The organism is Streptomyces spiramyceticus (assembly GCF_028807635.1).
In the GTDB taxonomy this organism is placed as follows: domain Bacteria; phylum Actinomycetota; class Actinomycetes; order Streptomycetales; family Streptomycetaceae; genus Streptomyces; species Streptomyces spiramyceticus.
In genome coordinates, this window is record NZ_JARBAX010000002.1 from 663,362 (window position 1) to 683,012 (window position 19,651).

15 protein-coding genes and 1 pseudogene are annotated in these 19,651 nt (G+C 66.3%); 8 read left to right on the plus strand and 8 right to left on the minus strand.

Features of this window, described 5'->3' with window-relative positions:
* The first annotated feature begins 44 nt into the window (after positions 1-44).
* Both PXH83_RS26505 and PXH83_RS26510 read left to right on the plus strand, forming a co-directional pair.
* Complete coding sequence (locus PXH83_RS26505; RefSeq protein ID WP_274563703.1) at positions 45-362, plus strand: hypothetical protein; 318 nt, start codon at positions 45-47, stop codon at positions 360-362.
* A complete protein-coding gene (locus PXH83_RS26510; protein ID WP_274563705.1) occupies positions 359-1,828 on the plus strand; it encodes a hypothetical protein in 1,470 nt (489 codons plus the stop codon). Before PXH83_RS26505 ends, PXH83_RS26510 begins: the two co-directional genes overlap by 4 nt.
* 265 nt (positions 1,829-2,093) lie before the next feature.
* Here PXH83_RS26510 and PXH83_RS26515 read toward each other — a convergent pair whose 3' ends face one another.
* From PXH83_RS26515 to PXH83_RS26550, 8 genes and pseudogenes are all read right to left on the minus strand, one after another.
* Complete coding sequence (locus PXH83_RS26515) at positions 2,094-5,078, minus strand: RNaseH domain-containing protein (RefSeq protein ID WP_274563707.1); 2,985 nt, start codon at positions 5,076-5,078, stop codon at positions 2,094-2,096.
* Between the two features lie 93 nt (positions 5,079-5,171).
* Complete coding sequence (locus PXH83_RS26520; protein WP_274563709.1) at positions 5,172-8,471, minus strand: hypothetical protein; 3,300 nt, start codon at positions 8,469-8,471, stop codon at positions 5,172-5,174.
* On the minus strand, positions 8,468-9,721 hold the full coding sequence (locus PXH83_RS26525; protein ID WP_274563710.1) for a restriction endonuclease-related protein: 1,254 nt from the start codon (positions 9,719-9,721) through the stop codon (positions 8,468-8,470). Before PXH83_RS26525 ends, PXH83_RS26520 begins: the two co-directional genes overlap by 4 nt.
* 45 nt (positions 9,722-9,766) lie before the next feature.
* The gene (locus tag PXH83_RS26530) at positions 9,767-10,594 is read right to left on the minus strand and encodes a hypothetical protein (protein WP_274565233.1); all 828 of its coding nucleotides are present in this window, start codon (positions 10,592-10,594) and stop codon (positions 9,767-9,769) included.
* Positions 10,595-10,864: 270 nt separating this feature from the next.
* Positions 10,865-10,993 (minus strand): annotated as a pseudogene (locus PXH83_RS32365) (helix-turn-helix domain-containing protein); the annotation flags it as partial.
* Between the two features lie 153 nt (positions 10,994-11,146).
* A complete protein-coding gene (locus PXH83_RS26540) occupies positions 11,147-11,854 on the minus strand; it encodes a restriction endonuclease (protein ID WP_274563711.1) in 708 nt (235 codons plus the stop codon).
* Positions 11,855-11,899: 45 nt separating this feature from the next.
* Positions 11,900-12,175, minus strand: a complete 276-nt coding sequence (locus tag PXH83_RS26545) for a restriction endonuclease (RefSeq protein WP_274563712.1) — start codon at positions 12,173-12,175, stop codon at positions 11,900-11,902.
* A gap of 74 nt (positions 12,176-12,249) precedes the next feature.
* Positions 12,250-12,495 (minus strand): hypothetical protein, encoded by a 246-nt coding sequence (locus PXH83_RS26550; RefSeq protein ID WP_274563713.1) that lies wholly within the window; start codon positions 12,493-12,495, stop codon positions 12,250-12,252.
* 346 nt (positions 12,496-12,841) lie between these two features.
* On the opposite strand from PXH83_RS26550, the gene PXH83_RS26555 reads away from it, so the two are divergent.
* The 6 genes from PXH83_RS26555 to PXH83_RS26580 all read left to right on the plus strand — a co-directional run bounded on the left by PXH83_RS26555 (position 12,842) and on the right by PXH83_RS26580 (position 19,477).
* The gene (locus PXH83_RS26555; protein ID WP_274563714.1) at positions 12,842-13,036 is read left to right on the plus strand and encodes a hypothetical protein; all 195 of its coding nucleotides are present in this window, start codon (positions 12,842-12,844) and stop codon (positions 13,034-13,036) included.
* 817 nt (positions 13,037-13,853) lie between these two features.
* Positions 13,854-14,915 carry an IS110 family transposase gene (locus tag PXH83_RS26560; RefSeq protein WP_476691304.1) on the plus strand — a complete coding sequence of 354 codons (1,062 nt, stop codon included), beginning with the start codon at positions 13,854-13,856 and terminating at the stop codon, positions 14,913-14,915.
* A gap of 539 nt (positions 14,916-15,454) precedes the next feature.
* Positions 15,455-15,775: a hypothetical protein gene (locus tag PXH83_RS26565; protein ID WP_274563716.1), complete on the plus strand. Its 321-nt coding sequence runs from the start codon at positions 15,455-15,457 to the stop codon at positions 15,773-15,775.
* A gap of 626 nt (positions 15,776-16,401) precedes the next feature.
* Positions 16,402-17,481, plus strand: coding sequence for a tyrosine-type recombinase/integrase (locus PXH83_RS26570; protein ID WP_274563717.1), 1,080 nt, complete (start codon positions 16,402-16,404; stop codon positions 17,479-17,481).
* Positions 17,478-17,807 (plus strand): helix-turn-helix domain-containing protein, encoded by a 330-nt coding sequence (locus tag PXH83_RS26575; protein WP_274563718.1) that lies wholly within the window; start codon positions 17,478-17,480, stop codon positions 17,805-17,807. Before PXH83_RS26570 ends, PXH83_RS26575 begins: the two co-directional genes overlap by 4 nt.
* The gene (locus PXH83_RS26580; protein ID WP_274563720.1) at positions 17,804-19,477 is read left to right on the plus strand and encodes a hypothetical protein; all 1,674 of its coding nucleotides are present in this window, start codon (positions 17,804-17,806) and stop codon (positions 19,475-19,477) included. Before PXH83_RS26575 ends, PXH83_RS26580 begins: the two co-directional genes overlap by 4 nt.
* The last annotated feature ends 174 nt before the right edge of the window (positions 19,478-19,651 follow it).

The window sequence follows — 19,651 nt, forward strand, 5'->3', positions numbered from 1 at the left end:
CCTGAGCTCGCCCTAGGGACTGGGGACCGATGTAGGCTCCCGCCATGTTGATCCTTGAATACCGGGGCGAGACAGCGAACTTGAAGGTGCTCGCGCGGGAGATTGAGGCGGATCCGCACCTCGCTGGGAAATGCTCCCTCACCCTCACGCCCCTGCGCCAGGACAGACGCGATTCCTTGCGTCACGCGCAGTGGGCGGAAATCGCCATCTCTGTCGCTGCCGGACTGGCTACGAACACGCTGTACGACGCTCTCAAGGCCCTGGTCGAGCGGGCACGCGACCGCGGACCAGTGGACGATGTGGGCCCTCATCCCGAAGGCGCCGACGAGGATCCGGAAAGCCCGGGAGGTGCATTCCAATGACCGTCCATTCTCCACGCCTGCGGAACTCCAGCGGTGCCGAGTTGAACCTGCGCAGTCAGATCCTCTTCCAGGACCCAACCCGCACGCGCACCAACGACCTCATCACCGCAGTCGCCTCCTCGCACAAGACCTACGTTCACGAGAGCAGCCACTGGGCGCGCTATCACGGATCCACCGTCGGCGTCCTACTGAGTCTGTTACGGCGGACGAGGGATCAACTGGCCGCGTACACGATCTCCCGCATGAGCCGGCAACAAACCGGCTTCCTCTACGAGGGCCGGAGCGATGGACTGCCCTTCCTTTCCTTCAAGCGCTACCCCCAGCACACAAGCGGGGAGCTGAGATACAACGAGCTGGACTGGCTCAATCTCTACCATGCCTACTACGTTCTGCTGGACCCTGAGAGCCTGACGGAGTTCGATGCCACGTCCTGGGACACCCGGGCGGCGTTCGAGAACTCCCTGGAAGATGCGTGGCGCCAGAGCGCGGGCGTGGAGATGGTGGAGCGCCCTGAGGACGCACACGTCAGCATTGTGGGGCCCCTGAAGCTCATAGACACCTCCGAGGGGCCGCTCACTACCCGAACGTTGTTCGAGTGCGCGGCGGTGATCGACGAGCTCTTCCAGTTCGAGGGCGCCTTCATGCGGATGGCCGACCCGACGCTGCGGGAGTTCCTGCTCGAGGAGATGAGCGGCGAGTACGGGCTTCCGTGGCGTCTGGCGAGTGCCCTGGCCGGGAGGAAGCTCGGCGGGAGCGTTGTCCTGGCCCTCATCGACTTTGCCCTGAACCCAGTGGTCCCGGGCCTGACCTCTGCCGACCCGTCCGTCGACTGGAGGGAACTGTACCCTCCCTACCGCTTCGTGGCGGCGGCGAAGGCGATGACGGACTGGGAAAGCGACCTGGAATTCCAGTACCCAAGTCATGAGGTGACGGTTCACTTCCAGCACATGCTGGCCAAACGCAGCGGGCTCCGGATGGGACGGGTGGTATCGCGTCTGTCCGGATTCTCCACGCTGCGGGAGGCCGCCACGGTACCCATGCACCTGGCTGAACGAACCCCGGCCGTTTCCTTCATATGCGCCTCACGCCTGCTCGATCTCCGCGAGCAGGACGTCTGCGCGCTCACCCACTACGGCGTCAATTTCCTGAACGACCGGGCGCTCAGGTTCATCGACCCCGACCTGGACATGTGGTGGCTGTTCCCCGTGTTCCAGGTGAGCCAGGGTGAGTACCGGTGGCCGGCGGAGCACGTGAACCTCGACGAGGCCACGGACCTGCTGATCAGCGCTGCCGTGGCGTCGGCCTACGACGACGTCCTGCACGGCGCAGGCCCCCTCGCCTCTGATCACCTTCCCCGTGCGCTTTTCGAGGACCACGCAGAGGTTGGCGCGCTGAACAAGGTCCTTAAGGACTCGACGGGCCTGGACTTGGGCTGGCGTACAGGCCTGAATCCTCAACACATGTGACGGTTAGACCTGCGCTCAGCCGAACGCACCTGTGTCTGCAGGGAGTTCGCCTGCTTGCCTACCCGTCTACGATTGACTTCAGCGTATGAACTGAACCATGTCGTTGACCTGGTGATATGAGATTCCAAAGTGCAAGTGGATGGTCGATGCCGGGTTGGTTCAGCCCGGCATCGACCATGCACTGTCGGCCTCTGTGGCGGCCTCGAAAATCAGGCCGCCACGGGGGATCGGAGCGTCCGAGAGGCGTCCCTGTGACGTCCGTGGCCTACAGGTCGGTGCCGCTGGCTTCCTTCAGGATTTCGATGCTCTCCGGGTCCTTTGGGGCGGAGCGTCGGTATTGAGGGTGTCCGAGGTCCATCTGGAGCGCGGCGTGCAGCGGGGCCGGGTACCGGGTTCGGTCTGCCCAGGAGAGTGCCTGGTGGCTGAGTCGGGCCGCGGCGACCGCGAGGGTCTCTCGGTCGTAGCCGTCCCGCGTGTGCATGGGGGTGATCTCGCGTGTGGTCATGCTGTACCACGGCGAGTTGAGTTCGTTCTCCTTGCGTTCGTCGGCATTCTTCGATGCCTTTCCGGTGTCGGCGCGCCAGCGGGTCTTCCACTGTCCGTGGCGCTTCTTGCCGTAGTTGCGGGGTTCGGTGAACAGGAACCAGGGGTGGCCCTCGGGTCGGTCCTCTGGGTAGTACAGGTCGCTCGAAGTCTTTAGCGGGACGGTTTTGCCGTTCTTCTGCTTCTCGGTGACGGCGACCAGACGGGGCATCTCCGCCTGCGCGCAGTTCATGCGGATGATGCTGACCGGGTTCCAGGACAGAGGCAGCCCGCTTGCGGGGAGCCAGAGGCGGGGGTCGTCGGGATCCTTTACGAGGCCCTGCTTGTTGTTGTGTAGGCCAGGCCATACGCGGCGGCTCGCGTGGCCGTCGATCATCAAGGCGTAGGGCAGGCTGTCGAGTTCGTCGTGGAGTTCCTTGAGGGCGGTGCGGACGTCATCACCGGCCTGCGCCCAGCGCTGGAAGTCGCTGTCCCCGTTCTCAGTGTGAAGGGGGTAGTTGGCGGCGTGGAAGTTGCTCTGCGCGAGGGCATAGTGCTCCCACTGCGGGTGGATGTTGCTCCAACCGATCATGCGCCAGGGGCCGCCGGGGTCAGGGGGCGGAATGATCGCACTGGCCGTGATGATCCTCTTGGGTGCGCCCTTGTACTTGCGGTCCGTGGCCTGCTTGCGGATGTGGATGCCGCAGAACGCCATGCGGGGCAGCGGGTAGGGATCGTCGTCGGGGTAAAGGGCACGCTCGAAGCGGTCGTCCACGACGCCACATGAACGGTAGAGGTCCAGGACACCCATGTAGACGCGGTGGTCTTCAAAGACTTTCGCGGGCTTTTTGATGATGCTGAACGTCTTGGTGAAGGAGTCGTACTCGCGTCCGACGAGGAACTGAGACGGCACTGCGGCCTTGGCGAGCTCCCGCACGACCTGGTGCTTGGCATCGTTCTCCGCAAGGGCGGTCTTCACCTCGGCGGACTTCATGCCCTCGTGTTCCTCACCCCGAACCGGGATTTCCGTTTCACACCATGCAGCGAGGAGAACACCGGGTTCTGCGAACTTGCCGATGATCCTTTGGGTGTTGGCAGTGCGCTGAGCCCCGGGGCCGTGCTCCAGCAGGGCTTCGGCGTTGCAGAAGACCGCTTCGATGCCGTCCGCGAGTGGAAAGGACTTCTCACCGCTGGGGTCAGGGTCGATGTCGTGGGGCTCGAGGCCATAAGGGTGAGCAAGGCCGTGGATCATCCGGGTGAGGGTCGCTTCCCGGTACCACAGGCACAGGATGCGGAGCTTTCTGTATCCGGCCGCCTCGATGGAACGGCGGATGCCCTCAGGTGAGGGCTTGCCGATGAGATCGACGTACTCGCCCTCCTTCTTCCTCTGTTTCTTCTCTTTCTCCTGGGCGGAGGTGGCGGGTTCGTGGGCACGCTTGCCGAAGACATTGCCTTTCGACTTGAGGTCGAGCAGGGAGGCCGCGTCGCCGAAGGCACGCTGGACTTGGTTCCGCAGCAGCGAGAGGTGGTAGATGCCGGCGCCGGTTCCGACAGCGAAGGAGTCTGTCTTGGGCATGGTCGGCCTGATCGCACCAGGTGGCGGCGTCAGGATGTCGATTCTCTTACCGTTCTCGTCCTTGGCATTCAGCCGGTTGCGCTCGTCGGCGACGCGTTCCTCGATAGCGTTGAGCGATGACCGGTCGGCGTCCATCTTCGCCAGGATTTCCAGCGCGTGTTTGTTCGTCTGCCGCAGGCCGCGCCCGTCCAGGGACACGGACATGAGCGGCCTGTCTGGTCCCTGGTCCACGAGGACGGTGCTTGCATGGATCACCGTGTTGTTGATGCGCCGGATGTGTGCGTCGAGATTCAGGACGGGATTCGGCTCGGCTGTGTAGGTGGCCATCTTCACTGACAGGCGAGACATCGCGTACTGGACTTGGCTGCGGGTGGGGTTCTCGGGAAGGGCCTTGATCGCTTCGTCGAGGTCGACCGGGTGGGCGAGGCTGGCGTAGACCGGGCCGATGGGTTGGTCCCAGGCGATCAGGTCACCGGTGCTGATGGGCCGGTACTGCACTGCCGCGACGTTGTCGGAGGGCCGCCAGTCGGCGGTCCGGTGTTTCGTTTCACCGTTCGCAGCCTCGTATGCCTCAAGGACCGGTTCGACTTCCCGGTCGAGGAAGGGCTTTGCGGCCAGCTTCTTGGCGATGTGCCACTTGACCGCCTCGTAGGCCCAGCTGTCCGGGCTGGCGGGCTTGCCGTCTTCCCGATGGAGGATGTTCTCCGCGAGGCTGAGGCGCCGGGGAGCGGCGTCGGCTACCAGTCGGGCCAAGGCGGGCTGGTCCATGAAGGGGATCTCGTCCAGAGGGACCTTACGGACGATGCCCTCCAGGTAGGTGAAGACCTTCCGGAGCGTGTCGGGCTCCACGGGGTTGAGCGTCACCATGAAGGCCAGGTTCTTGTCCAGGTAGACGTAGCCGTCGGTGATCTGCTGGAGCACGGTGACAGCGATGGAATAGGGGACCAGGAAAGGATCAGTGTCCTGGACATCCTTGATCCACTTTCCGTTTCTTGCTGCGGTGCTCCCCAACTCCCGCCAGGCCCTGCGGATCGGCGAGTGATAGTCGCCGAAGTCCCAGACCAGGGCGGTCATGCCGTCCAGAAGTTCCGTGGTGCACCGGATCGATGTGGTGTGCGCGGTGAGATCCCGCTGCGTGTTGCTTCGCCCCATGAGCAGGGGTACCTCGTCTCTCGGTCTCTCCTTCTGGGGAGAGGAATGCGGGTCGGCCTCCGCCATGGCAAGGAGAAGGCGGGCGTGGGTAGTTCAGAGCATCTCTTGGTCCAGGCCCGCGTAGGTCAGGAATGCCTGAAGCGCTTGACCGTAGAGCGCATTCATGATTTCGCGCTGCTTGGGAGTCCAGTCGCGATAGATCTGCTCGATGATCGTGGCCAGGTCGGAGCTGAACTTCTTGTCGTGGATGGAGTGGTCCACGATGTGGAGGGTCATGTCGGTCTCGCCTCGACGGGCGCGGCCGGCGAGCTGGATGAGCAGGACGAGCATTCCTGCCACGAGTTCCTTGCGCAGGTCGTGGTCCATGTTGGAGAACCGGGCCGGGGAACGAAGGATCTTGGTGAGCTGCTTCCAGGAGGCTTCGCTCGCTGTGCGCAGGGCGGCCAGGGGCTCGTCGCTGCCGCCGGCAGGAAGGGTGTTGAATCCGGCGGCGTTGACGCTCGCGTGCAGCCAGTCGGTGTCTTCGATGCTGAGAACGGGCCGGACGCACAGATAGATGTCGCGAACCGCCGAGCGCGTACCGACGACGATGTTCAGGCCCCTCCCGATCACAGCGAGAGGCGCAATGAGGATCTCTCCTCGGTCAGGAAACTCCTTGAGCTCCTCGCGGACCATCCGGTCCACATGAGCGGGCAGGTGTTCCTCGTAGCGCTGTTTCTCCGGTTTCTTCACCAGCAGGCAGACCCGGTGGTTCAGCCCGTCGGCCTGTGCCACCCCAGCGGCAAGGTGTGCAGCCTGCTCGTAGGAATTGACGGCGAGGATGACGCGCGCCCGTTCCGGTTCCTGCTTCTCCAGGCGGGCCAGGCGCCTGGAGAGCTGCTGCTCGTACAGGCCCTTGCCGAGATTGCGGAGCGCCTTGGGTTTCAGCTCCTGAGGGAGCCCTCCGACCCTCATGGCGTCCCCGTTGCTGCCCCGTACTGGGGTGGCGACGGTGACGATGGACTCGGGGCGGGTGTCGGGTAGCCACCAGCGGACCGGGGCATGGATGTGTTCCTGTACGGCTTGGGGCAAGTAAGCGGTGGCGGACAGACCCATGACCGGGCGCTGCACACCGGCGGTCAGCAGGGCCGTGAGTCCGCCGAGTTCGCTGACGAAGGTGTGGGGATCGCCACCGAAGGAGCGGGACAGGAGCTCCGCTTCCTTCTCCTTGTTGTCCATGCCCTTCACCTGGTAGCCATGGATGGAGCGGCCCAGCATGGCCAGGGGGTAGAGAGTGGAGACCGTCCTGCTGCGCATGGTTTCGAGGATCTTGCGAACCGATCCCAGGTCGAGGTAGCGCAGGGTCTGTGCCTGCATGCGCACCTCGTCCAGCGCACCGTCGAGCTCTCGGAGCACGGTGCGGGTGACCAACAGGTTCACCACAGCGGCTTGCTGATGCGCATCGGGCACAAGATCGCACAGGAGCGTGCGCATTGCGTCGCGGGTATCGGTGAGGTGGTCCTGGCCCCGCTGCGCAGTGAGTGTGGTCAGGGCCGTTTCGACGGCGTCCCAGTCGGCTCCTTCGGGAAGCTCGATCTTCTCATCCGGTTCTGAGTCGTACCAGGGAGCGGGCATGATCTCGTCGAGGAAGGCGAACAGCTCGGGTGCAACATCCTCAGCTGCAGTCTGGTCGGGGAACAGGATTCGGAGGATTTCGCGGTCCCTGGAACGGGCCAGCCGCCAGCCGGTGTTGTCGCGGCTGGCCCCGTCGGGGCTGTCCGCCTCGTTGCCCGGGTTCATCTTCAGCCCGCTTCCGGAGCAGAGCCAAAGCAGCAGCATCTCGGCCATGAGACGGGCGTGACTGACCGGCGCGACGAGGCCCATCTCATGGACGACGGGGAGATTCTTGGCATCGGAGTCGATCTCCCGCAGCGCGGTCGTCCGCTTCCGGGAGGCCAGAGTGATTTCCGAGGTGCAACTGCTGATGGCGGCCGTCTGGAAAGCGTCGATCTCATCGATCACGAGCGCATCACAGGCTCGCAGCGTCATCTCCAGGACGCTCATGCCCCTGGTGCCGCGTGCCTTGCCGCGGAACTCCTGCCCGTCCAAGACGACGCCAATGCGTGTCCGGCCTTCCAGCAGGTTGGCGTGGTTGGTGACGATGACGGCCGCGTCGGCGGCCTTATAGAACTGCTGGAACTTTCCGCACACTGGGGCGAAAGAGCAGGTAAGCCGCGTGGACCCGGTCGCCTCGGAAGTCAGCGAGGTGCAGTTTTCCTCACCGTACGGATAGAGGGTGGGCGGGTCCATCAACGCCCGCTGCGCGCAGCCGGTCGACAGGAGTCCGATGTCGGTACTGGCACGCCGGTCCCACTCGTCGATCTGGGTGGAGGAGCCAAGGGCGGCGTAGTCCATGGCGCGGCGGTGCATGCTCGACGGAGACATCAGCGGAGTGCAGTGAGCGGGCTCGGCGAGATGCTTGTTCCGGTGCAGGTAGGTCAGGTCGTTGTTGATGTCCCAGGCCATGTCCAAGGTGGCGCGGACATCGGTGACGGCGAGGGCGATTCGCCAGCCGTTCATCGCCGCCCAGGAAGCCAGGACCCGCACCAGGACCGTCTTCCCGCTCCCGGTGGGGGCGTTAAGGACCTGCAGGTCTCCGGCAGTCAGGTCGAGTTCCGTCAGCGCACCGTCGGTGGTCTTCATGCTCTTGAAGAAGCGCTTGAGAACGTTGTGCACGTAGGCGACGCTCTTGTTCTGCCCGCTGAGGATCTTGGTGACGTCCAAGAGCTGCTTCACCGTCGGCGCAACCCGGTCGCGCTGCGGGCGGGTGTGCACCTGCGGCAGAACCTCATGGCCCGGTGCTGCAAAGAAGCCGGGAGTCTCCTGGATATAGATCTCCCTGCTGGTCGTGCCATGCTCCTTGCCCAGGTACGCCGTCCTCGTCTTGAGCAGTCCCGGGCCTGCGAACGCCTGCGCCTTGGGACGCTTGCCGAAGGTGAAGAACGGGCCGGTGACACGCTGCGCGTAGGCGAGGAAGTCCCCTCCCACACGAGGGATCACTGCGTCCGCCAGATGCGGAGCCCCGGCCGGCAACCGGAGTGAACCGCCCGACCTGTCCGCAAGGTCAGGATCGGGAGCCAGGGTGCCGAGCAGCGCGAGGACCGCGGCCCTGATCTTCTTCGCGTCCGTCCATTCCTGAGCCATCAAGATCATCACTTGGCGGATCAGATTCCGCTCGGCCACGGGCAAGCTCGCCCATTGCGACCATGCCTGCGGCTTGCGATGGGTGAAGAACGTGGCCTCTTCGAAGCCGGCCAGGACGTGGCCCTCGTCGTCCTTGCGGGGGAAGTAGTGCGCTGTCAGCGCGAGTGCCCCTGCCAGGCCGGCTTCCTGCCCGGTCATCTCCCCGCTCATGCCCGGTCCTCCTTGACCTGCCCGATGACCATCTCCAGGTAGTCCGTCGCGGTCATCGCTGCCTTCATCTTGTAGATGCGGCACACCGCATCAAGTTGGTCCACCTGGTCCTGGCGATGGTCGGGCACCACCAGATACTCCGCGCCGCCCTGATCGCCGCCGTCCATGTGCAGCTTGTTGACCAGGTGATTCGGCCAGGTGTAGTCCTTGAAGTCGGCAGGAAACCGCGGCTTCTCCCTGCCTTCACGGGTGATCCACAGGTCACACTGGTCCCCGTTGGGCCACAGGTGCGACGCCCAGGCTGTTCCCTCCAGGGCCGCCGCAGCGGCTCGGTGCAGGGCCAGCTCGGGGAGACCGGGGACGACGGTGTAGCGCCACACGGGCCGTGCCAGCGCCGCGTAGTCTGCGGCTGGCCTTGGTTCTGGTACCTGCGGCACGGCCCCGGTCCACAGGCGCGCGAACCTTCCGGACGGAACCCGGCATGCAAACGTCGGGCTCAGCACGGGCGCTGTCTTCTTCCGAGCAGTCACGACGAACTCGTACGACGCTCCCGTCTCCTCGTGCCAGGGGTACAGGCACCGCACCCTGCCTCGGGTGCGTCCGCCCGTGAGCGAAGCCGTCACCTTCATAGGCCACTTGCAGGCAGGGCAGGGCCACCACCAGCCGTTGTACTGCGCGTACTGGGGGATCGGCTTGTAGAAGTCGTTTGCCCGGGACGGCAGGTTGAGTTCCGCGAGGTTGCCACTCGGCACCGTCGGGTTCTCCACCAGCGTGGTGCGGTGCCTCTCGTAGAAGGGGCCTTTGATCGAGCTGAAGACGGCTTCCTGGCTGTACTCGTCATCCAGCTTCGGTTTCGTCACCTGCCCGGCGAACTTGCCGACCTTCTGTGCGGCCCGCATGACGCGCTGGGCTTCGTGCCGGAAGTCGAACCCCTCCTCGGTGGCCACACCCTCGCTGTCCATGAGGCGCACGCCCGCGAGGGCGTCGCTGTCGATCCAGTCGGGCAGCAGCCCTTCCAGCGAGCCAGCCCGGTCGCCGGTGAGCCTGCCCATCAGTTCATCGAACGGGATCAGGTGGCCCGGGCCGCAGGCCGCCATCAGGATGCCGTGGGCCTCCATGAGACGGTCGAGGCGTCTCGGCCCATCCAGTTCCTCGTTGGCCATCGCGTGCTCACACACGGCGAATGCCTTGACGATTTCCAGCAGCGAGTGAGTCTGCTGAATGTCTGTTGTGCCCTCAGCTTGCTTCACGGGCCGGACCCTACGGCAGGGCACTGACAATGGACCCGAGAACGCTTAGCCAGAGCTCCCGTTGACGCCCTCGGCATCGATGCCGGGATACAGGCTGCGGTAGGCGTCAAGGTGATCGTCGATGTGGTGCTGTCCGGAGTCTGTAAGGAACCACCGGTACGGCCCATGAGTCACCCCGTCGGGGTGCCGCAACACAATGAAACCCCGGCTCGGGGTGCGTCCGTCAGGGCTTTGCCCCACCGCCAGGTAATGCGGTCCACGCCCGGCGAGACTGCCGTCCACCCCCTGTGTTCCAGCGCGCGCGACACGGACCACGATCTTCCACAGCCACGACGACAGCAGTGGCGCGGGCGGTCCCGCCTCGCGAGGAACACCGAGCGCCGCGCGGGCCACCGCCCGGCCGGGCCGGGTCATCTCCACCCGGGTACGAGGCAAATCCCCTAGCCCGTCGACGTAAACCCGGTCCCGGTACACAACGATCAGGCCACGCCGTTCCAAAGCGGCCACGGAAGACCCGGCACCGGGGTCGTGCACCCCAGCCTCGCGCAGCCGCTCCTGAATACGGGTAAAGCCGACTGCATCGGACGAGGCGGAGAGCGCCAACGTCATGCGCCGCCATTCTTCTGCCGGCCGTTGCTCCGCACCCACATGACGGGCGTGGCGCTGTTGCGCCTCGGCCTCCTGATCCTGCTGGAAGATGCACGTCAGATAGGTGCGCTGCCGGTCGTTGAGGGAACTCCAGGCACCCAGCAACTTCTCAGACGGCTGACGGGCACGTCGGGGAGGAAGGAGCGGGAGAGGGTCTTCCGGACGGCTGCGGCGCCAGGCATCCATCACCACCCGGTCGGGAATCCGATAGACCTGGGCGAGCATGCGGGCCACCTGCCCAAGGGTCTCCGGGGACCCCCACGTCCAGCCGCGTACACGTCTGCCACGTTCCAAGTCACGGATCTTCTCAGTGCTGATATGCAGGCCCCGTGCGCCCTGCTTGCGTCGTAGAGCCGAAGCAGCCTCTTCGGTGCTCATGCCTGCTTCACGGCGCAAGTCGGCCAGGCTCTCGGTCCCCGGATCACGCCCCGTCAGATCCTGCGTACCACATCGCAACACCTCCAGCAGCCGACCGAAAGCCCGGTCACCAACGTCCCGTGTTCCCGCCTCCCAGTGGCGTACAGCACGCGGAGTGACTCCCACAGCCTGGGCTACCTCTTCCACGCTCATATCTCTGAACAGTCGCTGACGTTGCAGGGCCTGAGGACGGAGGGACTGCGCCATGCCAGAAGCAAAACGCAGTGAACAGTTCCCTGCAACTGTTCACTGCAGGGCGACCCGGGACCCGGGTCAAGACCACGACCCTCCTTCGTGAAACGGAACACAAGGCTTTGGGCATCCTTGATGGACTGTGTCCGACGACTGGGCTGAGGCATGTCAGGTGAGGACGTCGGCGGCTCGGTACAGGTGGGTGCCATGGGCCCACTTCTTAATCTCGTCGCGGCCGAGAACCGTGATGTTGTGCTGCCGTGCGAACGTGGCAGCAGGCTCGGTGAACCCGGCCAAGCCGATCATGATTGCCACATCGGCGCCGTGGTGGGGCCGCGCGGTGCCGTTGAACTGCTGGACGTGCCCGGAGGTGACCCGTGCCCGGTAGCGTTTGCACTGGATGATGACGAGGTCGCCGTCGCCGTCGAGCGCACGGACGTCGGCGCCCAGGTCCCCCGCTCCGCCAACTCGCCGCACGTCGGTGAACCCGTCGCGGACGAGGAGCTGGGCGCACGCCTCCTCGAACTCCGTCGGGCTCATGGCCGCCAGCTCCCGCATGCGGAACGTCACCCCGTCGCCAGCCGGCTCCGGTTCCGTACTCAGCGGGGCAGCTGGCGAAGGTCCCGTGTAACCGCCGGTGAAGCCGAGTACGACCAGCACGACCCTGGCTGTGCCCACGAGTACCACCAGCAAGCCGGCGCCGATGAGGGCGGCCCACCAGGGATGGTCGGTGAGCCATGCCCAGGGTCCGTTGAGCATCCACGCGACGGCTGTGCCAGTCAGCCACGTCCACAGCATCTTGCCGAGAGCGAGGGCGAAGACGCCGCAGAGCAGTGTTTTCAGGAACGGATCAAGACGGCCGTCCTCGTCGAACATGGCTACCCCCGAGGCGAGTTGAAGAGCCGAAACGAAGCTGTCGGGTCAGGCGGCGCGGCGAAGAGCACGGCGCGTACGGGCGGGCAGGGCGAGCAGTTCGTGCAGGGCGGCACCGTCCTGGGCCCATTGGAGCAGCTGTTCGCGGTCGACCAGATGGATGTGGTGGCGCGCGCCCCACGCGTGTGCGTTGCGGGTGAAACCGTCGTTGGTCACGACCACCGCATGGTGCGCGCCGTGCACGGGACCGGCGGTGCCGTTGACCGCGTACAGGACGGGAGCGCCAGCCTTGGCCCCGGTGCGGGTGTGCTTGGCCTGGAGCACTGCACGACCGAGCAGCGGTGCTCGGCAATCAAGTCGGCGGCCTGGTCGCCACCCCCTCCGACCTGCCTCGCGCGTCATCCGTCATGGATCATCAGGTAGCGCAGCGCCTCCTCGAAGACGCGGTCGTCCATGGCGTCGAGCTGGTCCGCCCGGAAGGATCGATCCGCTCGGCGCGCACGGTCGCGACGGTGTCGGCTCTGGGCGAGGCCCGTACGGACCGCCCAGGCGCCGCCTGCGGCCAGGAGGACAAGCGCCGGCCACTGCCAGTGCGTGGCGAGGGCGCCGAGGAGGATCCGTAGCCTGGGCAGCAGCAGAGCCATGGCCGCCGCGAGGGTAAGGCCGGCAGCGGCGAGTTCGGCGGGCGGCGCGAACGTTGTGGTAGCCGACGGGCGGCTTCGACATGGCGGGTTCCCCTCCCCGTGACGACGGGCCGCACTCCGCGGCCCTGAATCCGTGTGTACCAACGGGCGCTGACAGTTCCGGTCGGATCATGGGCAGTCACCGCGCCCGCGCGGCGGGATCTCGCCAGTTGCGTCAGCACGGCGCGTCAGTGAGCGGCCGACCGGACGAAACACGCCGTTGTACTGCGTCTCTGTCGAGTCGGACCAGGCCCAACGGGCGGGCTGTTGCGGTGGATTCCGGTGGACCGGGAGGCTTCGCCGTGCCGTGAACAGCCAGGTCATCGGAGACAACACTGGTGAAGGTTGGCGAATTGTGGTGGCCTATGTCCCCTGTTGTATAGGGCTTGTGGCCGACAGCCTTCGATGTCCGCAGCCGGCGGCGGCCGCTCATCCCGGCTTCGTCGCGGTGATCAGGCACAGGACGCTCGTTTCAGTTATCGACGATGTCCAACAGATCTGACGATCAGGAGGGTGAGTCGTCTCGCAGCAGCCTGCCCGGAACACGATCGGAGCGCACCTAAGGTAGAAAGTTGGAACGTCCGCTGTGGGTCATGTCCCCTGTAGGGGTATAGCCGCGCCTGGCTGATCTTCTTGTTGGGGGTAGATCGAGTCCATGCCGCCCTTGGGGAGGTAGCTGAGGGGGAAAGCGATCCATTCGGCGTGCCCCGTGGAACGCCTGCCGCCGCAGCGCCAACTCCTGGGCGCGCAAGGTAATCCTGCCCTTCAACAGCACCCCGACCGGCGAACTCGCCGATAAGCACGATCCTCACTCGACTTCCAGAACGGCACCTGCTCTGGCGCCAAGACCAAGCATCCCCAAATTCGTGGGAGGCACCGGGCCCGGCCTGCCACCGCAGTACGCGGCCATGAGCGGGCCAGGGAAACCTCGACCTACCCGGAGATCTCTTCGTTTCGCGCACTTGCTGTCGGTGCTGGGCGTCGGCTATCGAATAGTCCCCACCGACGATCGAGTTTGAGCACAGGGGCCAACGTGAGGTGAGGGGCGGGAGGATGGGTGCGTGCTGTCCCGGGCCTGGGGTCTGACTCATGACATGCCTGACCGGAGTGTTCTGTTATGGCCGAAGTGTCCTGTTGTCACAGTGTCGGCTGTTGGCCGGGGATGGTGCGTTGTCGGTGCCGGGCTGGCGGGGTGTGTCCCGATAGGGGCCTGCCGATTGTTGTGGCGTCCTCACGATTCTGACCGCCCGACGCGGCCCGGTACCGGCAACGCGACGCGCCATCGGACCGGAAGGGGAACGGGCATGTCCAGTTCGACCATGTCCAGTACGTCGCCTGCTCCGCAGACCCGTCGTCGTCCTGCGGGGGAGGTGGTTTTGGGAGTGGATACGCACCGGGATGCGCATGTGGCTGCGGTGCTCTCCGTGATGGGGACCGTGCTTGCCACCGGCGAGTTCCCGGCCACCGCGGCTGGATACCGCGATCTGCTGAAGTGGGCCAGGAAGTTGGGTGTGGTGGGGCGGGCCGGGGTGGAGGGGACCGGCTCCTTTGGGGCGTCCCTGTCGCGCTATCTGCTGGCCCAGGGCATAGACGTGTTTGACGTGAATCGGATGGACGGGGCAGATCGCCGTCTGCGCGGCAAATCGGATCCGCTCGATGTCCAGAACGCGGCGCGAGCCGTGCTGAGCGGGCGGGCCCGCGCCCGGGCCAAAGCGGGCGACGGGCCGGTGCAGATCGCGAGAATGTACAAACTCACGAAGGTGTCGGCCGTCAAAGCCCGCACCCAGGCCATCAACCAGCTCAAGTCCGTCCTCGTTACTGCTGACCCAGCCTTGCGGGAAGAACTGGCCGGACTGGGCAATGCCGAGCTCTTCCGTACCTGTGCGCGGTTCGCCGACGTCAGCGGTCGCGAGGAGGTCGGCGTGGAGGCGGTGCTGCAGGCCACTCGGATCACGCTGGGTCTGCTGGCTCACCGGATCGGCCACCTCTCCGAGCAGATCCGCAATGTGGACGCTCGTCTGGCCCGCCTCGTTAAATGTCATGCCCCGCAGCTGCTCGACGCGGTGGGGATCGGTCCGGACACGGAACGCCTGGACATTGAGGCGTCCTTCGCCGCTTTGTGCGGGGTCAGTCCTGTTGAGCGTTCCTCGGGACGCCGGCAGTACCGTCGCCTCAACCGTGGTGGCGACCGTCAGGCAAATGCCGCGCTCCATCGCATCGTGTTCACCCGTCTGCGGGTCGACCCGCGCACTCAGGACTATTACGAGCGCCGGATCAAAGAGGGTAAGACCCGTCGCGAAATCGTCCGTTGCCTCAAGCGCTATGCGGCACGAGAGGTCTTCCACCTGGTCAGACAGTTACAGTCAGGACCCCGCTCATAGGGGCTGTGAGAGGTGACGAACCCCCGCCGGCTGGTGCCGGCGGGGGTTTCGCGCGTAGGGGGTTGGGATGGCGGGCGTACTGCGGGTGCGACCGAGGTACGCGTCAAAGGGGGCAATGCGATGATCTTGAAGCCCTGACAGGGTCAGCCGGAGCACGCTGGCGACGTGACGTACGGGCGAGCGTTACGTTGGAGTCCGAAACTGGAATACGCCGGAAACGTGCCGTGGCAGTGTCTGAACGCGTCAGCTACGTCGGCGGGCAGCGGAGTCGGTACGCCTGGCGCCCCGCAGCGGGTGGTGAGGCCCTCCATCCCGTGGGCCGGTGTAGAACGTCCACATGGATCCCACGATTCTCGGCCCCGCTGCGGTCCGATCGGCTGGCAACATCGCGGCCTCAGCCATCAATCGCTATCGGCCTGTTGGCGTCGTCCGGGTCGGCAGTCCTGAAGACCGCTCTCAGGCGTACCGCCGCTACCTTGACGCCGTCGTGCATGTGGGACTTAACGCCAGTTGGTTCAACGGCATGCACCATGAAGGCGGTGAGGCGGCCGAGCCCCTATTGGGCGACCTGCTCCCACGCCTGTACCGAGTCAGGAAACGAACTGCTCTGTGCCCTGTACGGAGTGCGGCTGTGTGCGCCCGACTACGTCATCGAGGTAGCCGAAGAACTGGGGCGCTCTGTGCCTCACGTAGGGCTCGGCAAGGATGAGTTTGAGCGGGCGAACCAGACGTTCGTACAGGCACAAACGGCATTCCTGGAGGCGGCTCGCCACGACCTCGATTACAACCCGAAGTGGTGGCAGCCCTGGAAGAAGTGGAAGGGGCGCACGTTCCACGCACGGCGAGACCGTGCGACCTGACCGGCCAATGTCCCTTCCGTCTAGTCGGCCCTGAAGCCCCAGCTCGGACGCCAGAGAAGCAAGGAACCCGCCGGTAGGTTCTGGAGGTTCACCTCCGGCGGCGGGCCGCTGAGTCGCGTGAGGCGACGTGTGCGGCGACTGCATCGACGCCGGGACGGCGTAGCGTTGGGGTGCCGTTAAGGGGTCCAGCCAAGGTGAGCCCAAAAGCCGCCATGGGGATGATCTTGGGCCGGTGAGTCAGCAGCGCGGCGCTTCGTCGGGCTAGGCGGCCGGTGCGTCGTCGGGCTCCTGGTCGTGCTTGTCAGTCCAGGAGCCGAAGGGGCCGGGCTCGCCGTGGACCTCGGCACCGATCAGGAGCGCGCGCCGCCCTTGGCGCGGTGCTCGCCGGGGATCACCGGGCGCTCGCTTCGAGCTGGGGGGGATGCCGGTGCGGCTCGCCCGCAATTCCCGCAGGTGTGCGACATCACTTGAGTTCCCCTGATCCCCGCTGAGGGCTTGGCCCTGTGGTCAGGGGGTTCTTCCTCCTTCGAGTGGTCCGCCTCCATGTGACGTAACTTCGGGATTCTTGAAGCGTTCTCATCTCATCCGACCGATCCGCGGTCCGGGCGAAGGTGAGGAGGCTCGGGTTGGCGTCACTGGCAGTCGTACGGGACCTTCGCGATGTTCGGGCGCCGGTCTCGGCGGAGGAGCTGGAGCAGTTCGAGACCGACGCGCTGGCGGGGTTCGTGCTCGCGCGGGCGTCGGCGGGGCTGGCGGACGGCACCATCCGCGGGGACGTCGGGCACCTGGACCAGACGCGGGCCTGGTTCGGCCGGCCGCTGTGGGACATGGAGCCCGCCGACGCCGACGCGTACTTCGGGAAGGTTCTGCGAAGCTCGCCCAGCGGCACCCGGCTGGCCCGGTCACAGGCGCTGACCACGTACTTCGCGTTCCTGGAACTGCGGCACAAGGTTGAACTGCACCAGATGACCGGCCGGGTGGTGGAGTGCCCGATCGACGAGATGAACCGGCCGCGCGGCGCGAAGGACGCCCAGTTGCGGATCCCGCCGCTGGAGCCGGAGGTCGGGCAGCTGTTCACCGGCTGGGCCGGCGAGCTGGCGGCCTGCAGGAAGTTCGCCCCGACCGCCAGGAACTACACCGCCTCGAAGCTGATGTCCGAGGTGGGCCTGCGGGTGAATGAGGCCCGCAGACTCGACCTCAACGACATCAAGTGGGACCTCGGCCGGTTCGGCAAACTGCACGTCCGCTACGGCAAGGGCAAGCGCGGGTCGGGGCCCCGGGAGCGGATGGTGCCACTGATCAACGGCGCGGGCCGGACGCTCCAGTGGTTCATCGAGGACGTGTGGGGCCAGTTCGGCGACGACCACACGAGGCCCGGCGCCCCGCTGTTCCCCTCCGAGCGCAAGAACACCGACGGCTCCGCCCGCCGGGTGGGCGACGACGCTCTGCGCAACGGGCTCACCGCCGCGACCAAGGCGCATCTGCCGGGCTGGACGGACAAGCTGACGCCGCACGTCCTGCGGCATTTCTGCGCGTCGCAGCTCTATCTGCACGGGCTGGACCTGGTCTCGATCCAGGAAATTTTGGGACATTCCTGGATCGCCACGACGATGCGGTACGTACATGTTCAGCAGACCCGGGTCGAGGACGCCTGGGTCGCGGGGACCGAACGGGCCGCGAAGCGGCTGGAAGGGCTGTTGCGATGAGATGGAACCTGCGGCTGACGGCCGCGAACAAGGGCATCTGGAAGGCATCCGAGCTGCAACGCAGCCTGGCCGAACACGGCTTGGTGATCTCGGCGGGCAAGATGTCCGGGCTGTGGTCCGGCCAGCCGGTCTCCCTCAAACTCGACGACCTGGACGTCATCTGCGTGGTGTTGAACTGCGAGATCGGCGAGCTGATGATCCCCGAACCGCAGAAGGTGGCCCGACCCGGCGAGGAGACCGCCGTCCGGACAGCCGTCGGGGCCAACATGCCAGCTCCGGCTGTGGTTCCCCGCCGCCGCGACGGCCGCTCCATGCCGCCGACGTGACCGCGGCCAGAACACGTCGAGGGGGCGCTTCGGGGCCGGCCAGCTGCGGCAGCTGTCTGGCTTGGGGCCGGGTCCAACGCCCGTTCACCAGCGGACTCTGCCCAGCTTGCTACCTCTTCGCCCGCGACCACGCACCCGGCCAGTGCCGCGGCTGCCAGCGGCAGCAGCCGGTCCGCAAGGAGTACTGCCGACTGTGCTGGGGCCAGGCCCGAGCCGAGGCGAGGGCGACCGGCCGGCTGCACGGATCCGCCACCGCGGTGCACCACCTGGACGGCGTCGGGCGCCATCACCAGCTGTTCTTCGCCGACATGCTCTCAATGCGCGGTGCCCGCACCACTCCGCCCCGGCGTTACGACCGTCGAGGGGCACCGCGCAAGCCCCCGCCGCCACCAGCGGCACGTCCCTACTTACGCTGGGTCCAGCCGGTGCTGTTCGACGGCGTCCGCCGCGACTTCCACCGCTTCGACCCCGAGCAGAAAACCCTCGTCGACGGGTGGCTGGCCTGGGCACGACACCTCGCCCACAACCTGGCCGAGGCCCGTGGCTGGCCCAAGGGAGTGCGCGAGGACGTGGACCGGGCCCTGGCGATGGTGCTCTTCGGGCACGTCGAGGGAGACCGGCTGCGGCACTCGGAGATCTCCGCCCCGCTGCGAGCCCTGAACCTGAGCATCGAGCGCACCGTCGAGGTCCTCCAGGAGATGGGCATCTTCCTCGACGACCGCCGTCCGTCCTTCGAGGACTGGCTGGAGTCCAAGCTCGACGGCCTGGCCCCGGGCATCGGGCGCGAGACCGGGAAGTGGAGCCGGACCTTGCACGACGGCGGCCCGCGCACCCTGGCCCGCCACCCGAACACCGTCCAGGGCTACCTCAACGCGATTCGCCCCGTCCTGCTGCGGTGGTCGGCAGACCACGACCACCTGCGCGAGGTCACCCGCGAGGAAGTCCTGGCCCACGTCAAGACCCTCCAAGGACGAGAGCGCCACCAAGCGCTCGTCGCCCTGCGGTCGTTGTTCGCCTGGGCGAAGAAGAACGGCCTCGTCTTCCGCAACCCGACCTCCCGGATCAAGGTCGGCCAGGCGGTCGCCACCGTGCTGCAACCGCTGCCACCCACGCACGTGGCCCGTTCCGCCGAGGCCGTCACGACCCCCGCCGGACGTCTCGCGCTCGTCCTGGCCGCAGTCCACGCCGCCCGCCCCGGCACGATCCGCAGCCAGCAGCTCGACGACGTCGACCTCGGCAACCGCCGGATCACCCTCAACGGACGCTCCCACCCGCTGGACGACCTCACCCGGCAGACCCTGTTGGACTGGCTGGAGCACCGGCGCCGACGCTGGCCAAACACCGCCAACCCGCATCTGATCATCAACATGAACACCGCGCTGGGGACCGGCCCGGTCAGCCCATGGTGGATCGAGCGCGAGCTCCGCGGCCAGGACGCCACGCTGGACCGGCTCCGCGCGGACCGCCAGCTCGAAGAAGCCCTCGTCCACGGCCCCGACCCGCTCCACCTCGCCGAGGTCTTCGGCATCGACGAGAAGACCGCGATCCGCTACGCGGCCGCAGCACGCCAACTCCTGGAACGACCCCTGGAAACCGACCCCGCGACTTCACCCCGAACCCGAGGGTTCAACCCCACACAGCACGACGACGGACCCTCGGGTTCCCGCTGAAGACCCTTCAGTTTCCGTGAACTCGCGGGGGTCTCGGGGCGCCGTTAGCGAGCGGCGAACCAGGTGACAAGTAGTTCGCCAGATTGAGCTGTCAGCAGCGGGAGCGGCGGTTCCTGCAGCTGTGGGCCCGGCCACAGCTGCAGGTCAGGCGCTGTCTACACCGTTCGAGTGGAC

Excerpts from the sequence above, each read along its gene's own strand:
- PXH83_RS26520 (WP_274563709.1), bottom strand. The coding sequence starts at position 8,471 with ATGAGCGGGGAGATGACCGGGCAGGAAGCCGGCCTGGCAGGGGCACTC.
- PXH83_RS26560 (WP_476691304.1), top strand. The coding sequence starts at position 13,854 with ATGTCCAGTACGTCGCCTGCTCCGCAGACCCGTCGTCGTCCTGCGGGG.
- PXH83_RS26575 (WP_274563718.1), top strand. The coding sequence starts at position 17,478 with ATGAGATGGAACCTGCGGCTGACGGCCGCGAACAAGGGCATCTGGAAG.
- PXH83_RS26530 (WP_274565233.1), bottom strand. The coding sequence starts at position 10,594 with ATGCTCGCCCAGGTCTATCGGATTCCCGACCGGGTGGTGATGGATGCC.
- PXH83_RS26505 (WP_274563703.1), top strand. The coding sequence starts at position 45 with ATGTTGATCCTTGAATACCGGGGCGAGACAGCGAACTTGAAGGTGCTC.
- PXH83_RS26550 (WP_274563713.1), bottom strand. The coding sequence starts at position 12,495 with ATGGCTCTGCTGCTGCCCAGGCTACGGATCCTCCTCGGCGCCCTCGCC.
- PXH83_RS26515 (WP_274563707.1), bottom strand. The coding sequence starts at position 5,078 with ATGGGGCGAAGCAACACGCAGCGGGATCTCACCGCGCACACCACATCG.
- PXH83_RS26540 (WP_274563711.1), bottom strand. The coding sequence starts at position 11,854 with ATGTTCGACGAGGACGGCCGTCTTGATCCGTTCCTGAAAACACTGCTC.
- PXH83_RS26510 (WP_274563705.1), top strand. The coding sequence starts at position 359 with ATGACCGTCCATTCTCCACGCCTGCGGAACTCCAGCGGTGCCGAGTTG.